We start from the raw sequence: 26,506 nt of genomic DNA, 5'->3' as shown, positions 1-26,506 counted from the left end.
GGCCGACGGCGGGCGCCGGCGCGGGCGCGACCGCCAGGCCCGCGGCCTGCGGCACCGCCGCGTGGCGCGTCACCAGCGCGTCGAAGGCCGCGTGGTCGCTGTCGGCACGCAGGTAGAGCTTGGTGATCGCGGTGCCCTGCGCGTCGAAGAACTGCAGGCTCTTGCGCTCGCCGCCCTGCTCGCTCGCCTCGCGCACCGCGAAGGCCGAGGCCCACTTGCCGTAGAAGATGCGCAGGTCGATCGCGCTGCCGAGCGCGAGCCCGACCTGGCCGTCGTGGCTCATCTTCTCGAACTGGCCGATCTTCTCGTGCACGGCCGCCTCGTTGCGGGTCAGCGTCATCACCGTGCCGAGCAGCGGGATCGCCTCGTAGAGTTCGACGAAGCGCGCATCGAGGCGCACCACGTGCTCGCCGACGAAGGCGGCCAGCGCCTCGCCCTCGCTCACGCCGAGCGTGGCGGCGGCATCGCGGTGGCGCAGCTTGCGCTCGGTGCGCAGCGTGGTGAAATCGCGCCGCAGCGCGGCCAGCGAGGCCGCGTCCTGGGTATAGGAATGGGTGGCGGCCTGGGCGCCGGTGGTGGAGGCAGTGGTCATGATGCGGTGTCCTCGGTCATGAAAAAGCGGGAAGTCCTGGCCGGCCGATCAGAAATCGATCTTCATGCCGACATTGAAATTGCGGCCCGGGGCGGTAAGGGCCGCGATGGTGGCGGCGCCGTCGCTGTCCTTCAGGCCGCGCACGTCGTTCCAGACCCAGTACTTGCGGTCGAACAGGTTGTTGATGCCGGCCGTCAGGCTGACGTGGCGCGAGAAGCGATAGCCCGCGTGCAGGTCGACGATGGTGAACGAGGGCGTGGAATAGAAGCTCGGATCCGACATGTCGGACTTGCTCTTGCGCGAGTTGTAGGTCAGGTCGACGCCCGCGAACCAGCGCTCGCCGCCGGTGTAGCGCAGCCCCAGCACCACCGCGAGCGGCGGCACCGTATCCAGCCCGGTGGTCACGCCGTCCTTGGTTTCGGTGCCGCGGATCCAGGCCAGGCCACCCTTCACTTCCAGGCTGTCGTTGACCAGCCAGTCGGCCTTGGCCTCGAGGCCGCGGATCGAGGCCTTCGAGAAATTCACGTACTGCACCGTGTACGGATCGTTCGGCGAGCGCACGTTGCCGCCCACCACCTTGGTGTCGATGAAGTCGTTGTAGCGCCCCGCGAAGCCGGCCAGGCTGTAGTTCACGTGGCCCGCGCCGACGCCGAACTTGCCGCGCGTGCCGAGTTCGAAGGTGTTGCTGGTTTCCGGCCGCAGGTTCGGGTTGCCGACCTGCTGGTAGAACAGGCCATAGGAGCCGGCCGGGTTGTAGTAGCTGTTGACCTGGTAGGCCGAGGGCGCGCGGAAGCCGCGTGCGTATTGCACATAGGGCACCAGGGCCGGCGTCACCTCGTAGAGCAGCGCCAGGCGCGGCGACACCGCGTTGTCGGTGAGGCCGGTGGTCGGCTTGGTCGAGGTGGCCGCGGCGGTGTTGTAGGTCGCGTCCGCGTGCGGCGTCATGCGGAACCAGTCGAAGCGCACGCCCGGCACGATGCTCAGGCGATCCCAGCGCGCCTCGTCCTGCAGGTAGGCGCCGAAGTTGGTCTGGGTGGTCTTCGGGAACACTTCCGGATAACCGTCGCCGCCCGGCACCCACTCGCCCGCCGCCGAGCTCGAGGTGCTGTAGTGCGAGACGCTGAGGTCGAAGCCGTAGGTGAGCTGGTGCCGCCAGGCGCCGGTGGCGAAGCGGCTGTCGGCCACCAGATTGCCGCCCAGGATGTTGTCGCGATAGTCGTTCACGCGCGAGCGGCTGGCCGCGGCGCCCGTCGCGCTCAGGCCGCCGATGTCGAGCGTCTGGTGCGTCTGGGCATTTCGGTAGTAGACCGAAGCGTGCAGCTGCTGGAAATACGGGTTGCTGTCGTCGCGGTGATCGTAGTCGAGCTTGACGCGATTGCTCTGCACATCGTTGCCGGTCACGTAGCGGTTCGCCGTGTAGTCGCGCGAGCTGCGCCCACCCCATTGATAAGCGCCGCCGAGCTGGGACAGGCCATCGCTGGAATTGGTGTTGTCGAGCGTCTCGGCGGTCAGCTTCAGCGTGTCCTCGCGGCTGAGCCGGAACACGATCTTGCCCAGCGCGTTGCGGTTGTTGTAGGTCAGCGGGTCCGGCTTCGAGCGGTTCGCGCCGAGCCCGCCCACCTCGCCCTGGTTGTCGGTCTCGTGGCCGTGGCGGCCGCTCAGCACCAGCATGCCCTGCACGCGCTCGCCGCCGAACGCGGCGGTCGCCGTCGAGCCCCAGCTACGGTCGGTCGAATCGTAGCCGCCCTTGAGCGAGAAATAGGTCGGCTTGCGGTAGATCGCCAGCAGCGCCTTCGGGTCCTTGGTGACGAAGTTGACGGCGCCGGTCAGGCCGTCGCTGCCGTACAGCACCGAGGTCGGCCCGCGCAGCACCTCGATGCGCTCGTAGAGATCGGTGTTGAGATAGTCGCCGCGGCCCGCCGCGCCCGAGCCGAAGGCGAACGACTGCGGCAGCGGCATGCCGTCCTCGAGCATCAGCACGCGATTGCCCTCCAGGCCGCGGATATTGATGCCCTCGTTGCCGGCGCGCCCCGACACGCCCGTGATGCCGTTCGGCCGATAGGCCTGGCGGCGCACCTCGACGCCCGGCTCGTACTTCAGCGCGTCCTTGATGTCGCGTGCGTTGTTGTCGTCGATATCGTCGCTGGTGATCACCGATACCGAGGCGGCGGTGCGGCTCAACTGGGTGGTCCCCACGCGATTCGCGGTCACCGAGATCGCCTTGAGGGTCTCCTCGCGGCGCAGCGGCGACGAGGACGCGCCACCCTCCGCCTGGCGCGACGGCCGCGCCGTCTCCACCGGATTGGGCTCGGCCATCGCCACGGCGCAAGTCTTCGCGAGCACGGCCGGCACGACGATCCTGACGAAACGACGTTTGAACTGCATCTGCTACTCCCCGTTTTGAGTGGTTCTCGATCGGCGCCCCCAACCCATATTCCAGGAGGCTGCCGCGGGCGATTGTATCGTAAACGCGAATCATTACTATTTGCATTCGTAAGTTAGAACGTCGCAGCCGGAATCCATGCCGGGCGAGGCAGGCGCGACGGCGATGCCACGCCGGAGATTGATCCGGACCCGCTTGTTCATACAGAATGCTTGCACCGCGCCGGTCCGAGGGGACATGCCGAACGGCGCGGGCTACCCATCACAACATCGGAGGCATGCATGAAGCACTGGATTCTCAAGCTGGCACTGACGGCGGGCATCGCGGGACTGGGCGCCGCCCTGGCCGGCTGCGGCGGCGCCGACACGCTGCAACCCCAAGGCGCGGCGCCCAAGGTCATCATCGACAGCGACTACAACACCATGAGCGACGACGGCCAGCTCGGCGTGATGGCCGCCCAACTGCAGGCGCAAGGCCGCATCGAGGTGCTCGGCATTTCGGTGGTGTCCGGCAATCAATGGCTCAGGCAGGGCGTGGCGGATGCGCTGAAGTCGGTCGAGCGGCTCGGCGTGGGCGACCGGATCGGCGTGTATGCCGGCGCCAACTACGCGCTGTCGCACGACTACGCCACCATCCAGCGCGAACTCGCGCAATCCCCGGGCGGCGACGGCTACCTGGGCGCCTGGAACACGCCCGAGCCGAAATCGGATGCCGACCTGGTCGCGCCGCCCGACGGCTTCGCCACGCATACCAAGCTGCAGGCCAAGAGCGCCGTCGACTTCATCGTCGACAGCGTCAAACAGAACCCGGGCCAGGTGACGATCCTCGCGATCGGGCCGCTCACCAACATCGCACTCGCCACGCGCCAGCATCCCGAGATCGTGCCGATGATCAAGCAGATCATCTACATGGGCGGGGCCATCGACGTGCCCGGCAACACCACGCCGAAGGCCGAGTTCAACTGGTGGTTCGATCCCGAGGCCGCGCGCGAGGTGCTGCGCCTGCCGATCAAGCAGGTGGTGGTGCCGCTCGACGTGACCGACACGGTGCGCATGGACAAGAGCGTCTACGACCGCATCACGCGCGATCCCGCCAGGCAGACCGCCATCACGCAAATCTTCAAGCAGTTGAACGGTTATGGCTTCGACGGCAAGAACGGCTTCGAGACCAATCCCAACTACACCACCAACATCTGGGACACCCTGACCATCGCCTACCTGATGGACCCGAGCTTCGCGACCCAGACCGTCGACGAATGGGTGGACGTGGACACCAGCTTCGGCGCGAACGACGGCAAGTCGACCGGGTATGCCAGCAATCCGCCGCCGGGCCTGCAGAAGATGCGGATCGTGAAGCGCTTCGACAACGCGCGCTTCTTCGACTACTACGTCGACCTGCTGACGCGGCCGGTGCCGGTCAAGCTGCCGAACTAGGCGATCCCGGGCCGCGCGGCGGGTCGTGTTCCGCGCGGTTGACCCTGAAGTGGCTTCAGGGTGTTTACTACGTTCCTGCGATCCGCGGCGCGGCAACGGCTGCCCTGCCGCGGGCCCGCCCGGCGGGTGCGCCTCTCGCGCCATCGCGCTCTTTATCAAGGAGTACGGAATGAGCTTCTGGGGAAACAAGCGGCACGGCGGCCATCACGGCGGCGGACAGGGTCATGCGTCGTCGACGGGGTCGGGGCATCATCGCGGCGAGCGGCAGCCACCTTCGCCCGCCGCTTCGCCGGCGCCGTCCTCGCTACCTTCGGCGGCCGATCCCGTGGCCTGCCCGCAATGCCGCGCGCCCAGCCCGCGTGGCGCGCGGTTCTGCAGCCAATGCGCGGCGGCCCTGCCGGCGGCGGCCTGCTCGCAATGCCGGAATACGCTGCCGGCCGGCGCGCGGTTCTGCCCGCAATGCGCGGCGCCCGCCGCCTGAACGCGCCATGACTCCCGCCGTCAAACTCGCCCTGCTGACGCTGCCGCCCATCGTGGCGGCCTGCCTCGGCGCGCTGGTCGCCGCGCTGCGGCCGCCCCGCCCGGCCACCTCGAGCCTGATCCAGCACTTCACCGCCGGCATCGTGTTCTCGGCCGCCGCGCTCGAACTGCTGCCCAAGGACCGCACCTACGCCAGCCTGCCCGTGGTGGTCGGCTTCGCGCTGGGGCTCGGTCTGATGCTGGCGATCCGCGCGCTGTCGCGAGTGGTCGAGACCCGGCTCGAGACGGCGCGCCTGCCGGTCAGCCTGATCATCGTCACCGCCATCGACCTGCTGATCGACGGCCTGGTGCTCGGCATCGCCTTCTCGGCCGGCGACCAGACCGGGCTGATCCTGACCGTCGCGCTGACGCTGGAAGTGCTGTTCCTCGCGCTCTCGGTCAGCGCGGCGCTCGCCGCGGCCGGCATCGGCCGCACGCTGGCGATCGCGATCCCGATGGCGATGTCGGCGCTGCTGAGCCTGGCGGCGGTGATCGGCAACGCCGTGTTCTCGGGGCTGCCGCCCACGCCTTACGCGGCCCTGCTCGGGCTCGGCACGGTCGCGCTGCTGTACCTGGTCACCGAGGAACTGCTGACCGAGGCGCATGAGGTGCCCGACACGCCGCTGGCGACAGCGGCGTTCTTCGTCGGCTTCGTGGTGTTCTTCCTGCTGGAGGGAGCGGTGGGCGGATGAAACCGCGCCGGAAATGAAGAAAGCCGGCACAAGGCCGGCTTTCTGGTGATTCGTTGGTGGAGAGGAGGAGGATCGAACTCCCGACCTTCGCATTGCGAACGCGACGCTCTCCCAGCTGAGCTACCCCCCCAACATCCGTCGATCATACACAAGCCGCGACGAGGATGGCAAGCCGCCCCCAAAAAGTTTTTCGCGGGCGACTCGGGCCGTCTCGCGAAGGGATCTTTACCACCCCTCGCCGCCCGCCGTTCAGGACGGCGAGCCTGCCAGCACCCATTTGACGACGGCCTTCACGTCGGCGTCGCTCATGCCGGGATGGGCCGGCATCGGGATCACGCCCCACACGCCCGAGCCGCCGTCTCGGACCTTCTTCTCGAGCTTGGCGGCCGCGCCCGGATCGTTCTTGTAGCGCGCGGCCACGTCCTTGAACGAGGGACCCACCAGCTTGCGGTCGACCGCGTGGCAGCCCATGCAGGCATTGGCGCGCGCCACGCGCAGGCCGTCGTCGGCCGCGCGCGCGGCAGGCGCCGCCGCCAGGCCCGCGCCCAGCAGCACCGCCGTCGCGGCGAAGGCCGCGGCGCGGCGGATCGTGACACCACCGCTCATTGCGCCCCCGCCTTCGGATTGCCCGGATGCACGTTCGGCGAGGCCGAAACCGGCGCCGGCGATTGCAGCGGCGTGGCGGTCACGCTCGAATCGGGCACCGCGCCCACCGTCGGGCCGACGTCGACGGCCGGCGCCGGCTGCGACACGCCGGCGTCGCTGGCAGGCGCGCTGGCGTTGGACAGGCCCGGCGCGTCGGCCGGCTTGATGTACTGGAACACCTTCACCACCTGCACCACGCCCGGCACGCGGCTCGCGACATCGGCGCCGCGGCTGCCCTCGTCGACCGTCACCAGGCCCAGCAGATAGACGTTGCCGCGCTCGCAGACCACCTTGAAGTCGTTCGCCGAAATACCCTTCTCGGCGATCAGCGCGGTCTTCACGCGACCTTCGAGATAGGAATCGTTGGTGCGGTCGGACAGCGTGGCGGCCGGCTGGATCGCCAGTTCGTTGACGATCGCGTTGACGTTGTTGATGGCGCGCACGATCTCCTCGGCACGCTGCTTCGAGGCGTCGTTCGGCACCTCGCCGGTCAGCAGCACGCGCCGGTTGAACACCGTCACGTTGACGTGCGCCTCGTCCGGCAGGCCGCTCTTGATCTGCGAGGCCGCCTTGATCTGGATCTCGCGATCCTCGGTCTGCGCGCCCAGCGTGCGGCGATCGGTGGCGATCAGCGCGCCGCCGCCGGCCGCCGCGCCGGCGAAGGCCAGCACGCAGCCCTGCAGGCTGGCGGCCAGGCCGGCCGACAAGGCGATCATCAGGGTGGTTCTCACAAGCGTCGGTCCGACGCGGCTCGGTGTCATCGACAAGCTCTCCTTGGAATCAGTCCTCGCCCAGCAGCATCGCGTCGATGCCGTCGCAGAGGCAATGGATGGTCAGCAGATGGACTTCCTGGATGCGCAACGCCCGGTCGGACGGCACGCCGATATGGATATCGGTATCGGACAGCGCGGCGGCCAGCTCGCCGCCCTTGCCCGTCAGCGCGATCACGGTGATCTCGCGCTCGCGTGCCTCGGCGGCCGCGGCCAGCGCGCGCGGCGTGTCGCCGGCGGGATCGATCACCACCAGCACGTCGCCGGTCTGGCCGAGCGCGCGCAGTTGCTGCGCGAAGATCTGGTCGGCCGCCTCGCCGCCGGCCAGCGGGCCGGCACGGCTCGCGTCGGTGGCCAGCGCGAGGCCCGGCAGGCTCGGCCGCTCGCGCTCGAAACCGCCGACCAGCGCATTGGCGAGCCGCTCGGCCATGGCGGCCGAGGGGCCGTCGCCGCAAGCGAGAATCTTGTTGCCGTTCGCGAGCGCCATGAACATCGCGTCGACGGCGGCCGCGATCGGCAACGACAGCGCGTCGAGCACCTCGAGCGCAAGCGTGGCGTTGTCGCGGATATGTTGCTGAATACGTTCGACTGACATCGATTCCTATCGAGTTGAAACCCGGAGCGGAGCCTGGCGTGAAACGCGCATCGAGCGCCGCGCGGTAGCGTGGGTGCGGCGAGTTTACCGTACTCCGCGGCCATCACCGCCGGGTCCCTTACATCTCGACACAACAAGCGCGCGCGCCGCACGCGCTAGATGTCGTCGGCGCGGAACGCGTCGCGCAGCCAGACCAGCCGCCCGGCCTCGAAGGCGATCACGTCGAAGCGGCACGCGCAATGGCCGCCGAAGCGCGCCCACACCAGCCGCGCGGCCTGCACCAGGCGGCGCCGCTTGTGCAGGCCGATGCTCGCCAGCGCGCCGCCGTGGCGCGCCTGCCGACGCGCGCGCACCTCGACGAACACCAGGCTGCCGTCGCGCTCGCGCATCAGCAGGTCGAGCTCGCCGCCGCGCACCACCAGGTTGGCGGCCACGAAGGCCAGCCCCTGCCGCTCCAGGAAGCGCCGCGCCTGCTGCTCGAAGCGCTCGCCGACGCGTTTCGACCCACCCCGCGCGGAAAAGTTGTCGGCCTCGCCGGCGGCGGCCCCTTCGCGCAACGCTTTGCCAGCGCCATCGCCCGCCGCGCCGCGCGAAGCCGTGTCACCCGCATGGCACAATGCGGGCCTTGTTCCGCCCGCCGCGCGCCGTCGCGCCTTCTCCGTCATGACTGCCCTCCCCGATCTCGCGCAATCGCAGCACTATCCCGCCGGCACGCTCTACGTGGTCGCGACGCCGATCGGCAACGCGGCCGACATCACGCTGCGCGCGCTGCACGTGCTCGCGCTGGCCGACCGCATCGCCGCCGAGGACACGCGCAACACCGGCCAGCTGCTGTCGCGCTACGGCATCTCCAAGCCGCTGTTGGCCGTGCACGAGCACAACGAGCGCGAGGCGGCGGGGCGCATCGTCGAGCTGCTGCTGGCCGGCGAGCGGATCGCCTATGTTTCCGACGCGGGCACGCCCGGCATCTCGGACCCCGGCGCCAAGCTGGTGGACGCGGTGCGCGCCGCCGCGCTGCCGGTGGTGCCGCTGCCCGGCGCGAACGCGGCCGCCACCGCCGTGAGCATCGCCGGCGACTGGGCCGGGCCCTTCACCTTCGCGGGCTTCCTGCCGCCCAAGCCCAAGCAGCGCGCCGCCGCGCTCGAGCCGCTCAAGGCTCATCCCTACGCGCTGGTTTTCTACGAGGCGCCGCATCGCATCGTCGAGACCGTCGAGGCGCTCGCCCAGGCCTTCGGTGGCGAGCGGCGCCTGCTGATCGGCCGCGAACTGACGAAATTACACGAGGACGTGTTCGTCGGCACCCTGGCCGAAGGGCCAGCCTGGCTGGCTGGCGACAGCAACCGCCAGCGCGGCGAGTTCGCGATCGTGGTGGAAGGCGCGAGCGCGCCGCAAGGCGAGGACGATCCGGCCGCGCACGATGCGCTGCTCAGGCTGCTGCTGTCGGAGGTGCCGGTGAAGGGGGCGGCGAAGCTGGCCGCGGCGCTGACGGGCGCGTCGCGCAACACGCTGTATGCGCGCGCGCTCGAACTGAAGGAAGAGGCGGAAGGAGACTGACGCGGCAGGGCCGGCGGCCGGCCGCCGGCGACGCCCGGAAAGCAGCAAGCGGCGTGAACCCGTCACGCCGCTCGTGTCGCCGCACGGCTGCTGGTCCGGCTGGCCAGCCGGATGCCGCGCGAATGAAGCTCAGTGCGTCTGCGAAGCCGAAGCGACCATCTCGTCGCGCGCGACCTTCGCCTGCTCGGGCGACAGCCCGACGATCTTGACGCTGCCGGTGCCCGCATGGACCAGGCCGATGATCTTGGCCGCCGCATACGAGAGATCGAGCACGCGGCCGCGCTTGAACGGGCCGCGGTCGTTGATCTTCACTACCACCGACTTGCCGTTGCTCTGGTTGATCACCTTCACGTAGGACGACAGCGGCAGGGTGCGATGCGCGGCGGTCAGCTCGTTCATGTCGAAGCGTTCGCCGTTGGCGGTGCGCCGGCCATGGAAGGCGCGGCCGTACCACGAGGCCTTGCCGCTCTGGCGGAAATCGGACACGTCGGCCGCGTCGATCGGCTCCGCGTCGGCCAGCGAGGCGCGCTTGGCGTCCTGCGAGTCGGTGGTCGGCATGGTCGCCAGCGCCGAGTCGAACTGCTTGCCGTCGCCATCGTCGGCGGCATTCGCCGCGCTCGCGGCAGACGTGCGCAGCGCGTCCCTGGCCGGATTGGACTGGTTGGCCGCCTGGTCGTTGGCGGCATTGGGCGGCATCGCGCATCCGGTGAGCGCGGCCATCATCACTACTGGGCCGAGTTGCCTCGGCAATCGAAATTTCATCGACGTGTCGCCTATAGGTGCGGGCCGCGACTGCTGGAAAATACGGCCCGGACGGATATGCGCGCACGCCCCTGCTCGTTGCGAGCAGATGGCTTGCACTGGTGCGGCTGTCGTACTGCCGCGACCGTCCTGATTAGCTTTCACGTCTGGCGCAACCTGTCCCCGGCAGCCTGACCAGACCCCAAATGTCGCCATCGAACCGGCTGACCGGTTCGCGCGCCCTGCCGATCGGCGGGACACAGGAACGGCGACATAGGCCTCATCCGGCATGCGACAGCATGGCCGCGGCGGGTGCGCGTGGCGCCCGGCCGGACAAGACGTGAGTACCGATGAATCGGCACTGGATGCGCCGCCGGTAGGCCGGCGGCTAGTGCATTGACGGCGTGTCGGCCCGCTTTTGCGGTGCCTTTGCGCCTGCTAGAACGCGTGGTGGAACCACGCACAATGGGCCGCATTATACAGAAATGAAAATGGTGTCCCGCAAAACGGCCTGTCCCCTTGATTGATTCTCCCTATGATGCAATCCCGGGTACGGCCGCTGCGGGACGCCCGGCGGGCGTGGCGGCGGCCCCGCGCCATGGCCGTCCGGCAGGCTCGCCCCGAGGCACGCGCGGGCGGACGAGCCAGTACAATCGAGCCTTTACTCCCAGCCGAGCCGCCTCCCCGCCGCCATGAAAGTCACGCTGATACCCGTCACCCCGTTCCAGCAGAATTGTTCGCTGATCGTCTGCGAACAGACGGGGCGCGCCGCCGTCGTCGATCCGGGCGGCGATCTCGAGCTGATCCGCGGCGAGGTCGAGCGGCAGCAGGCCAAGGTCGAGAAGGTGCTGATCACGCACGGCCACCTCGACCACTGCGCCGGCGCCAAGGCGCTGGCCGAGCATTACGGCGTGCCGATCGAGGGGCCGCACGAGGAGGAACGCTTCTGGATCGACCAGCTACCGGCGCAAAGCCAGCGCTTCGGCTTCGGCGGCACGGCCGAGGCCTTCGAGCCGGCGCGCTGGCTCGGCGACGGCGACACCGTCACGGTCGGCGCGGAAACGTTGGAGGTCTATCATTGCCCCGGCCACACGCCGGGCCACGTGGTGTTCTTCAGCCGCGAGCACCGGCTGGCGATCGTCGGCGACGTGCTGTTCGCGGGCTCGATCGGCCGCACCGACTTCCCGCGCGGCAACCACGAGGACCTGCTGCGCTCGATCCGCGAGAAGCTCTGGCCGCTCGGCGACGACGTCACCTTCGTGCCGGGCCACGGCCCGGTGTCGACCTTCGGCGACGAGCGCGAAAGCAATCCCTTCGTGGCGGACCGGAGGTTCGGATGAGCGGCGAGATCTACGTCAGCACCGACGTCGAGGCCGACGGCCCGATCCCCGGCCCGCACTCGATGCTCAGCTTCGCCTCGGCCGCCTATACCGAGGACAAGCAACTGATCGCGACCTTCTCGGCCAACCTGGAGACGCTGCCCGGCGCGGCCGCGCACCCGGTGCAGGAAGCCTGGTGGAAGACCCAGCCCGAGGCCTGGGCGGCCTGCCGCCAGGACCTGCAGGCGCCCGAGGCGGCGCTGGTGGCCTATGTGGACTGGGTCGAGGCGCTGCCCGGCAAGCCGGTGTTCGTGGCGATGCCGGCCGGCTTCGATTTCACCTTCATGTTCTGGTACATGATGCGTTTCGCGGGACGCTGCCCGTTCTCGTGGTCCGCGCTCGACATCAAGACGCTGGCCTTCGCGCTGACCGGCCTGCCCTACCGCAAGGCGATCAAGCCGCGCTTCCCGAAGCACTGGTTCGACGATCATCCGCACACGCATGTCGCGCTCGACGACGCGATCGAGCAGGGCGCGCTGTTCTGCAACATGCTGGCCGAGCTGCGCCAGCGGCAGGCCGCCTTCGAGGCGGCAGGCGGACGCGCAGCGGCGTCCGGCGACGCGGCAGCGGCGGGAGCAAGCTGACGCGCCGGTCAGGTGGCGCGGCACGAGACAGCAGAAAATTCCCGCGCTGCCTGCCACGCCTAGCGAATCCGCCTCATTTAGCCGGCATCATTGCAGGACTTTTCCCGCACCTCTAACATGTGGGCGTTCCAGCCGCCCCCCGGAGATGCCGGTGATACTCGATTCCTTCTCGCAAAAGATCCTGCGCCTGCTGCAGCTCGACGCACGCCGCTCGGTGCAGGAAATCTCCGACCAGGTCGGCCTGTCGAGCACGCCCTGCTGGCGGCGCATCAAGGACATGGAGCAATCCGGCGTGATCCAGCGCTACACCGCGCTGCTCGATCGCGAGAAGCTCGGCCTGCACGTCTGCGCGCTGGCCCACGTGCACCTGACGCGCCACAACGAGGGCGGCGTCGAGCAGTTCGAGCGCGAGATCGCGACCTGCCCCGAGGTGACCGAGTGCTACAGCACCACCGGCGAGGCCGACTACATCCTCAAGATCGTGGCGCCCGACATCAAGGCCTATGACGTGTTCCTGCACGAGCGGATCTTCAAGATCCCGGCCGTCTCGCAGGTGCGGACCAGCGTGGTGCTGCGCGAAATCAAGTTCGACACGCAACTGCCGCTGTGAGGCGGCGGGCGCCGGCCATCGGCGCCGGCGCCGCGTTCACGGCGCTCAGGCCGCCGGCGGCCGCTCCATCCCGGTCGCCCCGCCCGACTCTGCCGCTTCGCCCGGCGGCGCCCACTCGATACCGACGCGTTTCACCCCCAGCCGCTCCCGCAACGCGGCCGCATCGACCGCCTGCCCCGGCGCAGATCCCGGCGCGGCCAGCGTGATATCGACCTCGAGCCCGCCGCTCAGGTAGTGCAGCCGCACGGCCGCCGCGCGCAGGCCGAGTTCGGCCAGCGCCGCGTCGAGCCTGGCCACGATCTCGTCGCGCGGCGGCAGCGCCAGCGCGGACCGGCGCCAGAGCGCGTCGTGCTCGGGATCGACATGGATCAGCGCATCCACCACGCGCGGATCCTCGAGCACGCGGGCGCGCGCCGTTTCCGCGATGAAGTGCCCTTCCGAGACCGAGATCATCGGATCGACCAGGATGTGCGCGTCGACCACCGCGGCATCGCCCATCTTGCGGGTGCGCAGCTCGTGCACCTCGCGCACGCCGGGTGTGGCGACCAGCCGCGCGCGGATCTCGTCGGCCGCGCGCGCGTCGAGCGCGCGATCGGACAGGTCCTGCAGGGCGTTCCAGCCGAAACTCCAGCCCATGCGCGCGACCATGAAGCCGACGATCGCCGCCGCGATCGGATCCAGCAGCTTGATCCCCGCCAGGCTGCCGACGATGCCGATCGCCACCACCAGCGAGGAGGCCGCGTCGGAGCGCGCATGCCAGGCGTTCGCCACCAGCAGGGCCGAGCGCACGCGGCGCGCCTCGCGCAGCATGTAGCGGAACAGCGCCTCCTTCGAGATCACCACCAGCACCGCCACCGGCAGCGCGATCGCATGCACCGCCGGGATCGCGTCGAGGTCGACCAGCCGGTCGCCGGCGCGCCACAACATGCCGATCCCGACCGTGATCAGGATCGCGCCGAGCAGCAGCGAAGCGACCGTTTCGTATCGGCTATGGCCGTAATTGTGATCGGCATCCGGCTGCGCGCCGCTATGCCGATTGGCAATCAATACGATGAAATCGGAAACCAGATCGGATAAGGAATGGACGCCATCGGCAATCAATGCCTGCGAATGCGCAATAGAGCCGATAGCCATCTGTAATGTGGCCAGCACCACATTCAGTGCAATGCTGACACCCGTGGTCTTGCGCGCCACGGCATGTTTTTCGTGATCGGGATCGTCGACGGTAAATGTGGACATGGATTACCGCTGGAAGCCGCAATTCTGAGATTCTATCAAGGCAGCCGGCCGGCCCCTTGGCGATGCCTGAAAAAACGCGGCAAATCAGGTGCTTATGGATGAGGCCGGGCGACCATGGCGGCAACGAGACCGATTAGGCTCGTCGCGATACGGCCCCGGTTGTCTAGATAACTAAACAAAAGGCCACCCATCTCGCCGACGAGATGAATGGCCTTCATTTTTCCGGGAGACGGCTCGGGTTTAAGCCGCCTTCGGGATTCAGATCGCGAATTGCTCGCGATTCTTGCCGGCGATCCAGCGCGGCGGCTTGCCGCGCCCCGACCACGTCGCACCCGATTCCGGATCGCGATACTTCGCGGCGACACCGGCGCGGGCACGGCCGGCCTTGGCCGCCTTGGCACCCTTCAGACCGAGTTCGGCGAGCGAGAAGCCGTAATCGGAGATCTTCTGTTTCACGTCGTTGAGGACCGCGGCATATTCACTCGCCTTGGCTTCCTCGATTTGCTTCTCCAGCTTTTCCCGCTGTGCGAGAAGGTCCTTGTAAGAAGACATATATTCCCTTTTTCTCTGACTAAACGGAACCGGTCTGTGCCGGCTGAACCATTTTCACGTAACGATGCCTCGGATTATGGAGGCAGAGATTAGCACAAAAAACAATCTGGGGAATCGTCCGCAACGCAAATAAATGTTCCGGATTGTGATTAATCATCAAGGAATCTGAAGCTTGAACGGCAATTCAATTACCGCTTAAATGATTGACGCAATCGATTAGGCAGAATTTGTTCATATATTCATGCTCTCAGGACGCGCAACGGCCGGCATGCCGGACATTTGAAAGTTTTCATGCTGCGACAACTTCGACCCGATTTCGGACAAATCCTAATGCACCGAAAAAGTGCATGAATTCGATCGACGATATCGGAAAGCCGATCGCATTGTCTATCGAGGCAGCCCGAAATTCGTCGAAATCTCGCGCAAGGCCAACTCCAGCGCCGTGAAATCATGCGCCGCTTCGCCGAAATTCGTCCGTTGCAAGCGACCCGCGATTCGCCAATCCGCGCCGAAACGATCGACGCCGAGCAGGCAAATCGCCTCGTTATTGCCACCGGGATATGACGCCCACAGCGCCTGCTCCTCCTCGAAGGACAGCGGCGTCAGCGCATTGAGCGCCGCCGACTCGACCCAGCCCATGCGGCCGAAACCGCCGATGAAGCGCAGGCGTTCGATCTCGAGCACGCGCAGGCTGAAATCGCCGAGCGCGAGATACCGGGCCGCATCGGGGTGGTAACGCTGGTAGCGGGCGGCGAGATGGGCATCGTCCCCGGCCGCCGTGAAGCGGCCGAGCAGGGTCATGCGCTGCACCTCGAGCACCGCCGCGGCCGGTGCCGCCGCGTCGTTCGCCACGTCGTTCGTCGCCTCGTGCGCCGAAGTATCGGCCGGCGCGGGCGGCGCGGTCGCCACCGGCGGCGCCTCGTCGGCGACCAGGAAGCCCGCGCGCGGATCGGCATCGAGATTGCGCGTGTGCTCGGCCAGCGCGCTGACCAGGATCACCGGCCGGTGCCGCGCATCGGTCGCGTACGGCAGCGCGCTCGGATAGGGAAAACCGGCCGGCTCGCGCGCATGCGTCGCCAGCGTGGCGACCTGCCGGCGGTGCAGCAGGTGGATCGGCAATTCGGCGGGGATGTGCAAGGCAGGCTCCTTCCTGGCTCCGGGGGACGCCCGGCCGAGAGCGCCGGGCACGACGCTCCGTTAGAATCGGGCGCTTGCGCGCATTGTCGCCCAGGCCCGCCGGCCGCGGGCGCCGCGCGCCTCCGATTCCAAACCGATCCGCGCGAGCGGCGGGTGCGTCCCGCCGCGCCGCGCGCTGCCGAGCTCACCGTGTCCGACCATTCCCCCCAGCTGCCGCCGCTGCCCGCCGCCCACCGCGACCTGTCCTCGGACGATCGCCGGCGCGCGCGCCTGGCGACCATGGCCCTGTTCTTCATCGCCGGCATGATGTATGCGTCCTGGGGCGTGCACGTGCCCACCGTGCGCGACCGCTTCGCGCTGAGCCCGGCCCTGCTCTCGCTGGCCCTGCTGGCGGTGGCGATCGGCTCGATCGTGGCGATGACCACCAATGCGAAATGGATCGCCCGGGTCGGCACGCGCACCGCCTGCCTGGCCGGCGGCATCGGCATGTCGGTGTTCGGCGCGCTGATCCTGGTGGCGCCGAGCTACGCGCTGCTGATCGTGGTGCTGATGCTGTTCGGCTTCAGCATGGCCACCCTCGACGTGGCGATGAACGCCGAGGCCAGCGCGGTCGAGATCGCCTTCGGCCGGCCGATCATCTCGATGCTGCACGGCATGTTCAGCATCGGCGGCCTGGCCGGCGCCGCGCTCGGCGGCATCGCGCTGTCGGCCGGCATGGCGCCCAGCCTGCACCTCGCGCTGGCCTCGCTGCTGTGCGCGGTGATCCTGGTGATCGCCTGCCCGGCCGTGCTGCCGCATGTGCCGCACGCCGAGGCCGGGCACGGCCGCTCGGGCAACCGCTGGCGCTCGCCGGCGCTGTGGATGCTCGGCGCGATCGCGCTGGTCTCGCTGATCGCCGAAGGCGCGATGTACGACTGGGCCACCGTCTACATGCGCGACGTGGTGGCCGCCACGCCGGCCTTCGCGAGCGCGGCCTACGCGGCCTTCTCGGGCGGCATGGCCGCCGGCCGCTTCGCCGGCGACTTCGTGCGCGCCCGCTTCGGCGCGCCGCAACTGGTGTTCGCCAGCGCCAGCTTCGCCTGCGTGGGGATGCTCGGCGCGCTGCTGCTGCCCGAGCCGGTGCCGGCCCTGGTCGGCTTCACGATGATGGGCCTGGGCCTGGCCAACATGATGCCGCTGCTGTTCGCGGCGGCCGCGCGGGTGGCCGGCATCTCGCCGGCCGAAGGCCTCGCGCACGTGGCGGGCCTCGCCTACTTCGGGCTGATGTTCGGGCCGGTGGTGATCGGCGCGGTCGCCCAGGCGGCCGGGCTGCCGGTCGGGCTCGGCATCGTCGCGCTGTGCGCGGCGATCGTCGCCGTCGCGGCGCCCAAGGTGATGCTGCGGCTGAAGGTCTGAACCGTTCCGGGTCGCTGCAGCGGCGCCAAAAGAAAAGGCGCCCGTCTCTCGACGGGCGCCCTTTACCCCCTCTGCGGCCGCAGCTTACATCTTGACCTGATCAAGGAAGGACTTCTTGCCGCCCTTGTAGTCGTACAGCGAGATCACGCCGTGCTTCAGGTCACCCTTCGAATCGAACACGGTCTCGCCGATCACGCCCTTGTAGTCCGTGGTCGGCATTTGCGCCAGGATCTTGGCCGCGTCCACCGAGTTCGCGCGCTTCATCGCATCGACGATGATGTACACGGCGTCATAGGTGAACGGCGAGTAGATCTGGATCGGCTGGCCGAAACGCTTCTGGTACTTGGCCTGGAATTCCGCGCCGCCCGGCATCTTCTCGAGGGCCGCGCCGGCCTGCGAGCAGATCACGTTCGCCGAGGCATCGCCCGCCAGGTCCGAAAGCTGCTCGGTACACACGCCGTCGCCGGCCAGCACCTTGGCGCGCAGGCCGAGCTGCTTGGCCTGCTTGGCGAACGGGCCGCCGGTGGCATCCATGCCGCCGTACATGATCGCGTCCGGGTTTTCGCCCTTGATCTTGGTCAGAATCGCGCGGAAGTCGACCGCCTTGTCGTTGGTCGCGTCGTGCGAGAGCACCTTCAGGCCGAGCGCCTTGGCCTTCTTCTCGAATTCGTTGGCCAGGCCCTGGCCGTAAGCGGTCGAGTCGTCGACCACCGCCACCGACTTGAAGCCCTTCGATTGCGCGTAGTTGGCCAGTGCCGGGCCTTGCTGCGCATCGGTCGCGACCACGCGGTAGGCGGTCTTGAAACCTTGCTGCGTGTAGGCCGGGTTGGTGGCCGACGGCGAGATCTGGACGATGCCGGCATCGCTGTAGATCTTCGAGGCCGGGATCGTGGTACCCGAGTTCAGGTGGCCCACCACGGCGACGACCTTGTCGTCGACCAGCTTCTGGGCAACCTGGGTGGCGGTACGCGGGTCGGCCGCGTCGTCCTGGGCATCGAGCTGGAGCGTGATCTTCTGGCCGCCGATCGTCAGGCCCTTCGCGTTGATTTCCTCGACCGCGAGACGGGCACCGTTTTCATTGTCCTTGCCGAGGTGGGCGATACCGCCCGTCAACGGCGCGACGTGGCCGATCTTCACCACTTCGTCGGCCGACGCGTTCGTCGCGAACGCCGCAAACACCATCACCGCCGCGCTGATCGGCAACAGCTTTTGCATCTTGATATTCATGGAAGTCTCCAGTTTCGATCCAAAAAATGCCATCGCCGGTTCCCCGCTCCATCCCCGGTGTCTTCCACCACTGGAGTTTCGCCGGCCGCATCTGTCATGCACGTGGCTGCAAGCACCCGAGGCAACCGCTTGTAGCGGGCGTCTCACCGTACTTGCGCGCAAGTGTAGGTGATCAAATTAATTTGTGGGATCTTTTTGGAATAGTGGGAGCACTACCGATGTCGCGGCCATGCGACAGCCTGTATGGGATTACGGAAACCCTTGGTGGGTAAGGGTTTCCGCTAATTCATTCGGGATGACGAAGGGTTGTTTTATTCACTGGATTAATCGCCGGATGATGTTGCGGATCAATGACTTCGGCCGGAAACAATTCACTGCCATGCAGCACCGAATCGGCCCGTTCAATGCGGGGCGCCGGGGTTCAAGACAGCTTCGCGAAACGCGCGAGCGCTTCGCGCCATTCGCCGTCGAGCGCCTCCACCAGCGCCGCCGCGGGCAAGCCCTGGCCGCGCCGCCGACCCAGCGGGCCGCCCTGGCCCGACCACAGCGACAGGTAATCCGCATCGCCCGCGCGGCCGGCGGCCTGCCGCAATTCCTGGGTCAGCGCGTTCTGCACCGGATACGGCGCAATCGTTTCCGCCTGCGCGGACAGCGTCGAAATCATCGCATTGCGGATGCCGCGCGCATGACGGCCCGAGATCACGTCGGTGACGAGCGTCGCGGTGTCGCCGGCACTGGCCAGTTGCTCGCGCCACGGCTGCGAGATCCCGCTTTCCGCGCAGGCCAGGAAGGCCGTGCCCAGCTGCGCGGCCTGCGCACCCAGGGCGATCGCCGCGGCGATGCCGCGTCCGTCCATGATGCCGCCCGCGGCCAGCACCGGCAGCCCGGTCGCGTCGATCAACTGCGGCACCAGCGCCATGGTGCCGACCAGCGCATCCTCGGCGCGGCCGATGAAGGTGCCGCGATGGCCGCCCGCCTCGGCGCCCTGCGCGCAGATCGCGTCGGCGCCGGCATCGCGCCAGGCGATGCCCTCGGCCACGTGGGTGGCCGTGCCGATCACGTAGCAGCCGGCCGCGTGCAGGCGCTGCACCTGGGCCGCGCTCAACACGCCGAAGGTGAAGCTCGCGATCGGCACGCGCGCGGCGATCAGCACCTCGAGCTGGGCCTCGGCATCGGGCGCGTAGCGCGCCAGCGGCGCGCCGGGAGCCAGGCCGAAGCGCGCGCGCAGCGGATCGATCGCCGCCAGCGCGCGACGCACGGTGGCCTCGTCGGGACGCGCCTCGTCGAGCACGAACAGGTTCACCGCGAAGGCGCGCGGGGTGGCCGCGCGGATCGTCTCGATCTCGGCGGCGAGCCGCTCGGGCGCGAGGCCGGCGCCGCCGAGGCTGCCGAGCGCGCCGGCGTTCGAGACCGCGGCCACCATCGCGGCGGGGCTCGCGCCCAGCATCGGCGCCTGCACCAGCGGCAGGCGCAGGCCGAAACGTTCGGCGAAGGAAACGGCGGACGGCGAGGCAGGGGACATGGCAGGGCTCCGGGGAAGGCGCGGCCGGGACACGCGAGGCGCGCGCGGTCGATGGGTTCGGCTTCGACTCTAGCGAAGCCGGAGCGCGCCGGATAATGAAACCTCGTGATCGCTGCCATCTGGAAAAATGAGAGCCGGGATGCCCGCGCGGCGCGGCCGCATCGCGCCCAAACCTACAAGCGCCTGACGCACTGCAGCGAAGCGCGAACGATGGCACACTGACGCCGCCCTTTTCACCGTGGCCGCGCCATCGTCGCGCGCGCCCGCCATCTGGAGAACAGCATGAGTTCGCAATGGATCGACATCCCCGCCGGCCAGGAATCATTTGGCGGCTACCTCGCGTTGCCCAAGGGCGGCAAGGGCCCGGCCGTGCTCATCGTCCAGGAGATCTTCGGCGTGAACAGCCATATCCGCTCGGTCGCCGACCAGTACGCGGCCGACGGCTACGTGGCGCTCGCGCCGGACGTGTTCTGGCGCACCCAGCCGCGCGTCGAGCTCGGTTATGAAGGCGCCGACCGCGACAAGGGCATCGAACTGCTGCAGAAGACCGACGTGCACCAGGCCGCGGCCGACATCGCCGCGGCGGCCGCCGCGCTGCGCGCGCGTCCCGAGGTCGAGGGCAAGGTGGCCGGGATCGGCTACTGCTTCGGCGGCCGGCTCGCCTACCTGGCGGCTGCCGCCGGCGCGTTCGACGTGGCGGTGGCCTATTACGGCGGCGGCATCCAGAACCACCTGGACGTGGCCAACCACATCACCCAGCCGATCCTGTTCCACTATGCCGGGCTCGATCACGGCATCACGCCCGAGCACGTCGAGCAGGTGAAGGCCGCCTTCGCGGGCCGCCCGAACGCCGCCGTGCATCTCTACCCCGAGGCCGACCACGGCTTCAACTGCAATGTGCGCGCCTCCTACAACCAGCGCGCCGCCGCACTCGCGCACGGCCGCACCCTGCAGTTCCTCGCCGAGAACCTGTAGGCGGGCAGCCCGGCTTCCCGTCATGCCTCGACGGGGCGCGGACGAAAAAAAACGGACCGGAAACGGTCCGTTTTTCGTTTGCCGGCAGCCCGGGCAAAGGGCCGCCCGCCGCCCGCGTTCAGCCCGACAGACCGAGCCGTTCGCAGACCGCGCGCGTCGGCGTGGCCAGGTTGAGCGTGTAGAAATGCAGCCCCGGCACGCCCTGCTTGATCAGCCGGTCGCACATCGCGGTGATCACGTCGGTGCCGAAGGCGCGGATCGATTCGCGATCGTCGCCGAAGCTCTCCAGCCGGCGCGCGATCCAGCGCGGCACTTCGGCGCCGCACATCTCGGAGAAGCGCATCAGCTGCGAGTAGTTCGTGATCGGCATGATGCCGGGCACGATCGGCACCTCGACGCCGAGCCGCGCGGCATCGTCGACGAAACGGAAATACGCGTCCGCGTTGAAGAAGTACTGCGTGATCGCCGAGTTCGCGCCGGCCTTCACCTTGTCGGCGAAGTGCTGGAGGTCCTGCTTCGGCGAACGCGACTGCGGATGGTATTCCGGGTAGGCGGCCACTTCCAGGTGGAACCAGTCGCCATGCTCGGCGCGGATGAAACGCACCAGGTCGGAGGCATAGCGCAGCTCGCCGACCTCGCCCATGCCCGAGGGCAGGTCGCCGCGCAGCGCCACGATCTGGCGGATGCCGTGCGAGCGGTACTGGTCCAGGATCGCGCGCAGGTTGTCCTTCGACGAGCCGATGCACGACAGGTGCGGGGCGGCCGACAGGCCGTCCTTCTGCATGTCGAGCACGGTGTCGAGCGTGCCTTGCTGCGTCGAGCCGCCGGCGCCGAAGGTCACGGAGACGAACTTCGGCTTGAGCGGCAACAGTTGCGCGCGCGTGGCACGCAGCTTGTCGGCGCCCTCCGCCGTCTTCGGCGGGAAGAATTCCAGGGAGAGTTCGATCGGTTTCATGATTCGGGAGGGATCCCCGTCAGCCCAGGTTGCGCTGGCCGAAGATCAGGGCGGACAGGAGCCACGACACGATGCTGTACAGGATCGACCCGAAGAACGCCGACCAGAATCCCGATACCTCGAAGCCCTTGAGCAGCGAGGACGCGAACCAGAAGCAGAGCGCGTTGACCACCAGGATGAACAGGCCGAGCGTGACGATCGTCACCGGCAGGGTCAGCAGGATCAGCACCGGCCGGATGATGGTGTTGATCAGGCCGAGCACGACCGCGATGATGAGCGCCGTCCCGAAGCTCTTGATGTGGATCGAGGGCACCAGGTAGGTGATGATCAGCAGCGCGAGGGCATTGATGATCCAGGTCAGGATGACGGTCATGTGAAGGGCTCCTAATGCAAAAAAACCGGGCCGCTCGACGCGACCCGGTCGGGCCGCGCATGCGGCCGGCGCGATGCGCGGCGCGCCGGCCCCGAAACGGCAAGGGGGCGCGGCGCGCTACGCCCGTGCCCGGCGCGAGGCCGGGCGCGGGATCAGTAACGGTAGTGGTTCGGCTTGAACGGACCGTCCTGCGACACGCCGATGTACGAAGCCTGCTCGGCCGACAGCACCGTCAGGTTGGCACCGATGCGGGCCAGGTGCAGGCGCGCGACCTTCTCGTCGAGGTGCTTGGGCAGCACGTAGACCTTGTTCTCGTACTGCTCGCCGCGCACGAACAGTTCGATCTGCGCGAGCGTCTGGTTGGCGAACGAGTTCGACATCACGAAGGACGGGTGGCCCGTGGCGCAGCCGAGGTTGACCAGGCGGCCTTCGGCCAGCAGGATCACGCGCTTGCCGTCCGGGAAGATGATGTGGTCGACTTGCGGCTTGATGTTTTCCCACTGGTACTGGCGCGTCGACGCGATGTCGATTTCCGAGTCGAAGTGGCCGATGTTGCAGACGATCGCGTTGTGGCGCATCGCCTTCATGTGGTCGTGGCCGATCACGTGGAAGTTGCCGGTGGCCGTGACGAAGATGTCGGCCTTGTCGGCCGCGTATTCCATCGTCACCACGCGGTAGCCTTCCATCGCCGCCTGCAGCGCGCAGATCGGATCGATTTCGGTGACCCACACGGTCGCGCCCAGGCCGCGCAGCGACTGCGCGCAGCCCTTGCCCACGTCGCCGTAGCCGGCCACCACCGCGATCTTGCCGGCGATCATCACGTCGGTGGCGCGCTTGATGCCGTCCACCAGCGATTCACGGCAGCCGTACAGGTTGTCGAACTTCGACTTGGTGACCGAGTCGTTGACGTTGAAGGCCGGGAACGGCAGGCGGCCGTCCTTTTCCATCTGGTACAGGCGATGCACGCCGGTGGTGGTTTCTTCCGTCACGCCCTTGATGTGCGACAGGCGCTTCGAGTACCACTGCGGATCGATGTCCAGGTGAGCGGCGATCGACTTGTAGAGCGCCACTTCTTCCTCGTTGGTCGGCTTGCCGATCACCGAGCGGTCCTTCTCGGCCTTCGAGCCGAGGATCAGCAGCAGGGTCGCGTCGCCGCCGTCGTCGAGGATCATGTTGGCGAACTCGCCGTTCGGCCATTCGAAGATGCGGTGCGAGTATTCCCAGTATTCGTCGAGCGTCTCGCCCTTGTAGGCGAACACCGGCGTGCCGGCTTCGACGATCGCGGCGGCCGCGTGGTCCTGGGTCGAGAAGATGTTGCACGAGGCCCAGCGCACGTCGGCGCCGAGCGCCTTGAGCGTCTCGATCAGCACGCCCGTCTGGATCGTCATGTGCAGCGAGCCGGCGATGCGCGCGCCCTTGAGCGGCTGCGCTGCCTTGTATTCGTCGCGGATCTGCATCAGGCCGGGCATTTCGGTCTCGGCGATGGTCAGTTCCTTGCGGCCCCAGGCAGCCAGTGCCAGGTCGGCGACGAGGTAGTCTTGCGAGGCTTTCGAGTCGATAACGGCGTTCATCACGCCCTCCTTTCTTGGTCAAAGATTGGTGACGTGAGCGCCGTTCAGAGTGCGGCGAGCCTGGCCGGCGCGGCAAGTCGGGAGGACTCGGCGCCAGGCGGGCAAGTGCCGCGCGGTGAAGATTTCCAAGCCTGGCAGGCCGATGCCTGTCGCAACGCTCCTTGGAAACGAGCAGCGATTGTAGCAAAGAGCCGCGAAGAATTCCCGCACGCACGATGCGGGAATACGTATCTATTTGAAATCGCCTCGATCGGTCCCGAAATGCCGGGACGGGGGCAGGACGCGCCGCTCACGCGGCGGCCGGCCTCAGTGCTCGGCGCCGACCCAGGCCTGTTCGCGCAGGCGCGCGCGCAGCCGCGCCACCGCCTGGCTGTGCAGCTGGCACACGCGCGATTCGCTGACCTCCAGCACCGCGCCGATCTCGCGCAGGTTCAGGCCCCGCTCGTAATAGAGCGACATCAGCAGCTTCTCGCGCTCGGGCAGCCGCTCGATGGCCTCCACCAGCGCGGCGCGCAGATGGTCGTCGAGCAGCGCGGAAAGCGGGTCGGAATGATCGACTCGATAACGGTCGAGGAAGGGCTCATCGTCGGCGGAACGATCGAAATCCTCGTAGTAGATCAGCTGGCTGCCGTGCAGGTCCTGCAGCATCGACTGGTAATCGGGCAGCGGCATGTCCAGGTGCGAGGCGATCTCGCTCTCGTTGGCGGAACGGCCGAGCTGCTGCTCGACGCGATGCACGGCCTGCTCCACCTCGCGCGAGGTCTTGCGCAGGCTGCGCGGCAGCCAGTCGTTGCTGCGCAGCTCGTCGAGCATCGCGCCGCGGATGCGCTGCGTGGCATAGGTCTCGAACTGCGCGCCCTGGTCTTCCTTGTAGCGGCTCGCGGCATCGAGCAGGCCGATCATGCCGGCCTGGATCAGGTCGTCGAGGTCGACGCTGGCCGGCATCTTCGCCACCAGCTGCAGCCCCAGGCGACGCACCAGCGGCGCGTACTTGGCGAGCACCTCGGCTTGCCCCATCCCCGCTTCGGCCATCGTCGCGGACGTGGACAGTTTTCCTTGAGCGTTGTACATCGGCTCCCTCCAGAGTGCCCGTGGGTCAGGCGGCGTGCGCCGCGCCCCGTTCGATCGCCGGATGCCCGGCATAGGCCCGGCCGGCCGCGCGCGCCGGGCGCATCGGCCAGTACAGCAGGTCCTGCGCGATCTGCCGGTAGTCGCGCGCGGCGGCCGCCGAGGGGAAGGCGTCGACCACCGTGTGCACCAGCTCGCGGGCGCGCGCCACCAGCGGATCGGCGCTCACGTAGCCGCCCTCGTCGAGCGCCACGCTCAGGTAACGGCTCGCCACCCCGGCCAGGTTCTCGTAGGCCGCGCGCGCGTCGGCCGCGCTCTGCACGTGGTTGACCAGCACCCGGAACTGCGCGAGCGCATGCGCGTAGTGCAGCCGCTTCATGCAGGCATAGGCCTCGGTGATCGCCGGGCCCGCCACGCGGGTCACCACCAGCACGTCGTTGGCGGCGCGCGCGAGCGCGGAGAACGCGCCCTCGGCGTCGCGCTGCGCATCGACCAGCACGATGTCGGCCGCGCCGTCCAGGTAGGCGGCAAGGCGGGCATCGTCATAGCCGTCGCGCGCCAGCTCGGCGGCCACGCAGATCGAGAAGCCGGCCGCGTGGCGCACCGTGCTGCCGGTGCGCACCCAGGAGCCGGCCAGCGTGGCGGCGGCCGAATCCACGTCGGAGCGTTCGTCGACCACCAGCACGTCCTTGCCCAGCGCGGCCAGCGCCGCCGCCAGGTTGACCACCGTGGTGGTGCAGCCGACCCCGGCCGGGCCGCCCGTCACCGCGACGATGCGTGTCGCGCGGCCGGCCAGCAGGCGCCGCAGCCCTTCGGCTTGATCGGTGGTGTGCTTATCCAAAGTAGACCTCGTGATGTCCGGCGCCCGGGCGGCCGGCAAGGGCCGACAGCATGCCGGGCAGTTCGTCGTCGTGCGGCACGAAGGGCGAGCCGTCGCGCGGCACGCAGAAGGCGCTCTTGAGCAGGAACTTGCGGGTCGCCACGTAGAGGTTCTCCGGCACCTTCTGCCCGGTCGACACGTAGTGCACCGGCAGTTGGTAGCGGATCACCGTGTCGAGCACGCCGCCGAGGTTGGTGGCCTCGTCGAGCTTGGTCAGGATGCAGCCGGCCAGGTCGGGCTGGCCCGCGCCGCGATAGGCCTGCACCACCTCGTTGAGGGTGTCGCCGTGGCTGGTGGCGTTGAGCAGCAGCAGGCGCTGCACCGGCGTGTCGGCGCCCTGCAGCATGGCGATCTGGTCGGACACGGTACGGTCGCGCTGGCTCATGCCGATCGTGTCGATCAGCACGATGTGCTTGTTGCGCAGCTCGGAGAGCGCGAGCTGCAGGTCGCCGCCGTCCTTCACCGCGTGCACCGGCACGCCGAGGATGCGGCCGAAGATGCGCAGTTGCTCGTGGCCGCCGATCCGGTAGCTGTCGGTGGTCAGCAGCGCCACCTTGCTGGCGCCGAAGCGCATCACGCAGCGCGCCGCGAGCTTGGCGGTGGTGGTGGTCTTGCCGACCCCGGTGGGGCCCATCAGCGCGAACACGCCGCCGCGCTCCATCAGCGCATCCTCGCTGTCGAGCACCGGCAGGTTGCCGGCCAGCACCGATTCGGCCCAGTCGCAGGCGCCGTCGAAGCTGCCCTCGGCCAGCTCGGCCGGCAGGTTGTCGACCACGGTGCGCACCAGCTGGGCCGAGAAGCCGGCCGAGAACAGGCGCTTGGTCAGCGCGCCGTGCAGCGGGCTGCGGCGCTGGCGATCGCCCCATACCAGGCCGGCGAACTGCTCCTCCATCATGCCGCGCATCGCGCTGAGCTCGTTCATCACGGTCTCGTTGACGATGCGCTCGATGCGCGCGTTGATCTCGTCGGCGATCGCGGCGCTGGCGGGATTCGAGAGATTCGCGGCGCGCGCGGCCGGCTTGGCGGCGGCTGCCGGGATGGCTGGCGAGCCGGCCGGCTCCGCCGCGCGGACGCCGTGGACCGGGCGCGCGGCGCTCGCCTCGGCGCTGCCGCCG

The 26,506-nt window shown here is 68.5% G+C and carries 26 protein-coding genes, 1 tRNA gene, 1 pseudogene and 1 riboswitch; of the genes and pseudogenes, 9 read left to right on the top strand and 19 right to left on the bottom strand.

What is annotated here, in order from left to right:
• The coding region (locus tag F3J10_RS23770; protein WP_275691708.1) for a ChuX/HutX family heme-like substrate-binding protein at positions 1–592 on the bottom strand (592 nt) is incomplete at its 3' end.
• 48 nt (positions 593–640) lie between these two features.
• Positions 641–2,977 carry a TonB-dependent hemoglobin/transferrin/lactoferrin family receptor gene (locus F3J10_RS23765; protein ID WP_167243127.1) on the bottom strand — a complete coding sequence of 779 codons (2,337 nt, stop codon included), beginning with the start codon at positions 2,975–2,977 and terminating at the stop codon, positions 641–643.
• 279 nt (positions 2,978–3,256) lie between these two features.
• Here F3J10_RS23765 and F3J10_RS23760 point away from each other — a divergent pair, with 279 nt between their 5' ends.
• The 3 genes from F3J10_RS23760 (at position 3,257) to F3J10_RS23750 (ending at position 5,619) form a co-directional block, all read left to right on the top strand.
• Positions 3,257–4,408 (top strand): nucleoside hydrolase, encoded by a 1,152-nt coding sequence (locus F3J10_RS23760; RefSeq protein WP_025101377.1) that lies wholly within the window; start codon positions 3,257–3,259, stop codon positions 4,406–4,408.
• 169 nt (positions 4,409–4,577) lie between these two features.
• Positions 4,578–4,889 carry a zinc ribbon domain-containing protein gene (locus F3J10_RS23755; protein ID WP_084152615.1) on the top strand — a complete coding sequence of 104 codons (312 nt, stop codon included), beginning with the start codon at positions 4,578–4,580 and terminating at the stop codon, positions 4,887–4,889.
• Positions 4,890–4,896: 7 nt separating this feature from the next.
• Positions 4,897–5,619, top strand: coding sequence for a hypothetical protein (locus F3J10_RS23750; protein ID WP_017919822.1), 723 nt, complete (start codon positions 4,897–4,899; stop codon positions 5,617–5,619).
• A gap of 54 nt (positions 5,620–5,673) precedes the next feature.
• On the opposite strand, the gene F3J10_RS23745 is transcribed toward F3J10_RS23750, so the two are convergent.
• The 5 genes from F3J10_RS23745 to F3J10_RS23725 form a co-directional block, all read right to left on the bottom strand.
• Positions 5,674–5,749: transfer RNA gene (locus tag F3J10_RS23745), tRNA-Ala, on the bottom strand.
• A 119-nt stretch (positions 5,750–5,868) separates the two neighbouring features.
• Positions 5,869–6,225 carry a c-type cytochrome gene (locus F3J10_RS23740; RefSeq protein WP_036038280.1) on the bottom strand — a complete coding sequence of 119 codons (357 nt, stop codon included), beginning with the start codon at positions 6,223–6,225 and terminating at the stop codon, positions 5,869–5,871.
• The gene (locus F3J10_RS23735; RefSeq protein ID WP_167243126.1) at positions 6,222–7,025 is read right to left on the bottom strand and encodes a BON domain-containing protein; all 804 of its coding nucleotides are present in this window, start codon (positions 7,023–7,025) and stop codon (positions 6,222–6,224) included. The genes F3J10_RS23740 and F3J10_RS23735 overlap by 4 nt, the downstream gene beginning before the upstream one ends.
• Positions 7,026–7,044: 19 nt before the next feature.
• Positions 7,045–7,629 carry an SIS domain-containing protein gene (locus F3J10_RS23730; protein ID WP_025101380.1) on the bottom strand — a complete coding sequence of 195 codons (585 nt, stop codon included), beginning with the start codon at positions 7,627–7,629 and terminating at the stop codon, positions 7,045–7,047.
• Positions 7,630–7,784: 155 nt separating this feature from the next.
• A complete protein-coding gene (locus F3J10_RS23725; RefSeq protein WP_166914553.1) occupies positions 7,785–8,294 on the bottom strand; it encodes a YraN family protein in 510 nt (169 codons plus the stop codon).
• Between F3J10_RS23725 and rsmI the strand changes: the two genes are divergently transcribed.
• Complete coding sequence (gene rsmI, locus F3J10_RS23720; protein ID WP_025101382.1) at positions 8,293–9,183, top strand: 16S rRNA (cytidine(1402)-2'-O)-methyltransferase; 891 nt, start codon at positions 8,293–8,295, stop codon at positions 9,181–9,183. The genes F3J10_RS23725 and rsmI overlap by 2 nt on opposite strands.
• A gap of 129 nt (positions 9,184–9,312) precedes the next feature.
• Here rsmI and F3J10_RS23715 read toward each other — a convergent pair whose 3' ends face one another.
• Positions 9,313–9,945, bottom strand: a complete 633-nt coding sequence (locus F3J10_RS23715) for a septal ring lytic transglycosylase RlpA family protein (RefSeq protein WP_166914549.1) — start codon at positions 9,943–9,945, stop codon at positions 9,313–9,315.
• 671 nt (positions 9,946–10,616) lie between these two features.
• Here F3J10_RS23715 and F3J10_RS23710 point away from each other — a divergent pair.
• The 3 genes and pseudogenes from F3J10_RS23710 to F3J10_RS23700 all read left to right on the top strand — a co-directional run bounded on the left by F3J10_RS23710 (position 10,617) and on the right by F3J10_RS23700 (position 12,497).
• A complete protein-coding gene (locus tag F3J10_RS23710; RefSeq protein WP_025101384.1) occupies positions 10,617–11,264 on the top strand; it encodes an MBL fold metallo-hydrolase in 648 nt (215 codons plus the stop codon).
• A pseudogene (locus tag F3J10_RS23705) lies at positions 11,261–11,809 on the top strand (exonuclease); the annotation flags it as partial. The gene F3J10_RS23710 and the pseudogene F3J10_RS23705, both read left to right, overlap by 4 nt.
• A gap of 229 nt (positions 11,810–12,038) precedes the next feature.
• Positions 12,039–12,497 (top strand): Lrp/AsnC family transcriptional regulator, encoded by a 459-nt coding sequence (locus F3J10_RS23700; protein WP_025101386.1) that lies wholly within the window; start codon positions 12,039–12,041, stop codon positions 12,495–12,497.
• A gap of 45 nt (positions 12,498–12,542) precedes the next feature.
• On the opposite strand, the gene F3J10_RS23695 is transcribed toward F3J10_RS23700, so the two are convergent.
• From F3J10_RS23695 to F3J10_RS23685, 3 genes are all read right to left on the bottom strand, one after another.
• Positions 12,543–13,736 carry a cation diffusion facilitator family transporter gene (locus tag F3J10_RS23695; RefSeq protein WP_167233858.1) on the bottom strand — a complete coding sequence of 398 codons (1,194 nt, stop codon included), beginning with the start codon at positions 13,734–13,736 and terminating at the stop codon, positions 12,543–12,545.
• 258 nt (positions 13,737–13,994) lie between these two features.
• The gene (locus F3J10_RS23690) at positions 13,995–14,288 is read right to left on the bottom strand and encodes an H-NS histone family protein (protein WP_025101388.1); all 294 of its coding nucleotides are present in this window, start codon (positions 14,286–14,288) and stop codon (positions 13,995–13,997) included.
• A 387-nt stretch (positions 14,289–14,675) separates the two neighbouring features.
• Complete coding sequence (locus tag F3J10_RS23685) at positions 14,676–15,425, bottom strand: pyridoxamine 5'-phosphate oxidase family protein (RefSeq protein WP_167243125.1); 750 nt, start codon at positions 15,423–15,425, stop codon at positions 14,676–14,678.
• Between the two features lie 189 nt (positions 15,426–15,614).
• On the opposite strand from F3J10_RS23685, the gene F3J10_RS23680 reads away from it, so the two are divergent.
• Complete coding sequence (locus F3J10_RS23680; protein ID WP_025101390.1) at positions 15,615–16,820, top strand: MFS transporter; 1,206 nt, start codon at positions 15,615–15,617, stop codon at positions 16,818–16,820.
• 84 nt (positions 16,821–16,904) lie between these two features.
• Here the strand turns inward: F3J10_RS23680 and F3J10_RS23675 are convergent, their stop codons facing one another.
• Both F3J10_RS23675 and F3J10_RS23670 read right to left on the bottom strand, forming a co-directional pair.
• The gene (locus F3J10_RS23675) at positions 16,905–18,047 is read right to left on the bottom strand and encodes a branched-chain amino acid ABC transporter substrate-binding protein (protein WP_167243124.1); all 1,143 of its coding nucleotides are present in this window, start codon (positions 18,045–18,047) and stop codon (positions 16,905–16,907) included.
• Between the two features lie 421 nt (positions 18,048–18,468).
• Positions 18,469–19,569 carry a nitronate monooxygenase gene (locus F3J10_RS23670; protein WP_167243123.1) on the bottom strand — a complete coding sequence of 367 codons (1,101 nt, stop codon included), beginning with the start codon at positions 19,567–19,569 and terminating at the stop codon, positions 18,469–18,471.
• A gap of 282 nt (positions 19,570–19,851) precedes the next feature.
• Here F3J10_RS23670 and F3J10_RS23665 point away from each other — a divergent pair, with 282 nt between their 5' ends.
• Positions 19,852–20,544 (top strand): dienelactone hydrolase family protein, encoded by a 693-nt coding sequence (locus F3J10_RS23665; protein WP_167243122.1) that lies wholly within the window; start codon positions 19,852–19,854, stop codon positions 20,542–20,544.
• Between the two features lie 118 nt (positions 20,545–20,662).
• Here the strand turns inward: F3J10_RS23665 and metF are convergent, their stop codons facing one another.
• The 6 genes from metF to flhF form a co-directional block, all read right to left on the bottom strand.
• The gene (gene metF / locus F3J10_RS23660) at positions 20,663–21,499 is read right to left on the bottom strand and encodes a methylenetetrahydrofolate reductase [NAD(P)H] (RefSeq protein ID WP_025099982.1); all 837 of its coding nucleotides are present in this window, start codon (positions 21,497–21,499) and stop codon (positions 20,663–20,665) included.
• Between the two features lie 19 nt (positions 21,500–21,518).
• Positions 21,519–21,872 carry a phage holin family protein gene (locus F3J10_RS23655; protein WP_013696293.1) on the bottom strand — a complete coding sequence of 118 codons (354 nt, stop codon included), beginning with the start codon at positions 21,870–21,872 and terminating at the stop codon, positions 21,519–21,521.
• A gap of 152 nt (positions 21,873–22,024) precedes the next feature.
• Positions 22,025–23,443: an adenosylhomocysteinase gene (ahcY, locus tag F3J10_RS23650; RefSeq protein ID WP_013696292.1), complete on the bottom strand. Its 1,419-nt coding sequence runs from the start codon at positions 23,441–23,443 to the stop codon at positions 22,025–22,027.
• A gap of 28 nt (positions 23,444–23,471) precedes the next feature.
• A riboswitch (S-adenosyl-L-homocysteine riboswitch) is annotated at positions 23,472–23,612 on the bottom strand.
• A 137-nt stretch (positions 23,613–23,749) separates the two neighbouring features.
• Positions 23,750–24,475, bottom strand: a complete 726-nt coding sequence (locus F3J10_RS23645) for an RNA polymerase sigma factor FliA (RefSeq protein WP_161783299.1) — start codon at positions 24,473–24,475, stop codon at positions 23,750–23,752.
• A gap of 64 nt (positions 24,476–24,539) precedes the next feature.
• The gene (locus tag F3J10_RS23640; protein WP_025099984.1) at positions 24,540–25,352 is read right to left on the bottom strand and encodes an AAA family ATPase; all 813 of its coding nucleotides are present in this window, start codon (positions 25,350–25,352) and stop codon (positions 24,540–24,542) included.
• On the bottom strand, positions 25,345–26,506 hold a 1,162-nt coding region (gene flhF, locus F3J10_RS23635; RefSeq protein ID WP_240155695.1), incomplete at its 5' end, for a flagellar biosynthesis protein FlhF. The genes F3J10_RS23640 and flhF, both read right to left, overlap by 8 nt.

The sequence above is a fragment of the Burkholderia sp. Cy-637 genome (genome assembly GCF_011753175.1).
GTDB lineage: Bacteria > Pseudomonadota > Gammaproteobacteria > Burkholderiales > Burkholderiaceae > Burkholderia > Burkholderia gladioli.
This window is presented reverse-complemented; position numbering and strand designations above follow the sequence as displayed.

Coding starts and splice junctions, on each gene's coding strand:
- F3J10_RS23765 (WP_167243127.1), bottom strand. CDS start 2,977: ATGCAGTTCAAACGTCGTTTCGTCAGGATCGTCGTGCCGGCCGTGCTC.
- F3J10_RS23760 (WP_025101377.1), top strand. CDS start 3,257: ATGAAGCACTGGATTCTCAAGCTGGCACTGACGGCGGGCATCGCGGGA.
- F3J10_RS23755 (WP_084152615.1), top strand. CDS start 4,578: ATGAGCTTCTGGGGAAACAAGCGGCACGGCGGCCATCACGGCGGCGGA.
- F3J10_RS23750 (WP_017919822.1), top strand. CDS start 4,897: ATGACTCCCGCCGTCAAACTCGCCCTGCTGACGCTGCCGCCCATCGTG.
- F3J10_RS23740 (WP_036038280.1), bottom strand. CDS start 6,225: ATGAGCGGTGGTGTCACGATCCGCCGCGCCGCGGCCTTCGCCGCGACG.
- F3J10_RS23735 (WP_167243126.1), bottom strand. CDS start 7,025: ATGACACCGAGCCGCGTCGGACCGACGCTTGTGAGAACCACCCTGATG.
- F3J10_RS23730 (WP_025101380.1), bottom strand. CDS start 7,629: ATGTCAGTCGAACGTATTCAGCAACATATCCGCGACAACGCCACGCTT.
- rsmI (WP_025101382.1), top strand. CDS start 8,293: ATGACTGCCCTCCCCGATCTCGCGCAATCGCAGCACTATCCCGCCGGC.
- F3J10_RS23725 (WP_166914553.1), bottom strand. CDS start 8,294: ATGACGGAGAAGGCGCGACGGCGCGCGGCGGGCGGAACAAGGCCCGCA.
- F3J10_RS23715 (WP_166914549.1), bottom strand. CDS start 9,945: ATGAAATTTCGATTGCCGAGGCAACTCGGCCCAGTAGTGATGATGGCC.
- F3J10_RS23710 (WP_025101384.1), top strand. CDS start 10,617: ATGAAAGTCACGCTGATACCCGTCACCCCGTTCCAGCAGAATTGTTCG.
- F3J10_RS23695 (WP_167233858.1), bottom strand. CDS start 13,736: ATGTCCACATTTACCGTCGACGATCCCGATCACGAAAAACATGCCGTG.
- F3J10_RS23690 (WP_025101388.1), bottom strand. CDS start 14,288: ATGTCTTCTTACAAGGACCTTCTCGCACAGCGGGAAAAGCTGGAGAAG.
- F3J10_RS23675 (WP_167243124.1), bottom strand. CDS start 18,047: ATGAATATCAAGATGCAAAAGCTGTTGCCGATCAGCGCGGCGGTGATG.
- F3J10_RS23670 (WP_167243123.1), bottom strand. CDS start 19,569: ATGTCCCCTGCCTCGCCGTCCGCCGTTTCCTTCGCCGAACGTTTCGGC.
- F3J10_RS23665 (WP_167243122.1), top strand. CDS start 19,852: ATGAGTTCGCAATGGATCGACATCCCCGCCGGCCAGGAATCATTTGGC.
- metF (WP_025099982.1), bottom strand. CDS start 21,499: ATGAAACCGATCGAACTCTCCCTGGAATTCTTCCCGCCGAAGACGGCG.
- F3J10_RS23655 (WP_013696293.1), bottom strand. CDS start 21,872: ATGACCGTCATCCTGACCTGGATCATCAATGCCCTCGCGCTGCTGATC.
- ahcY (WP_013696292.1), bottom strand. CDS start 23,443: ATGAACGCCGTTATCGACTCGAAAGCCTCGCAAGACTACCTCGTCGCC.
- F3J10_RS23645 (WP_161783299.1), bottom strand. CDS start 24,475: ATGGCCGAAGCGGGGATGGGGCAAGCCGAGGTGCTCGCCAAGTACGCG.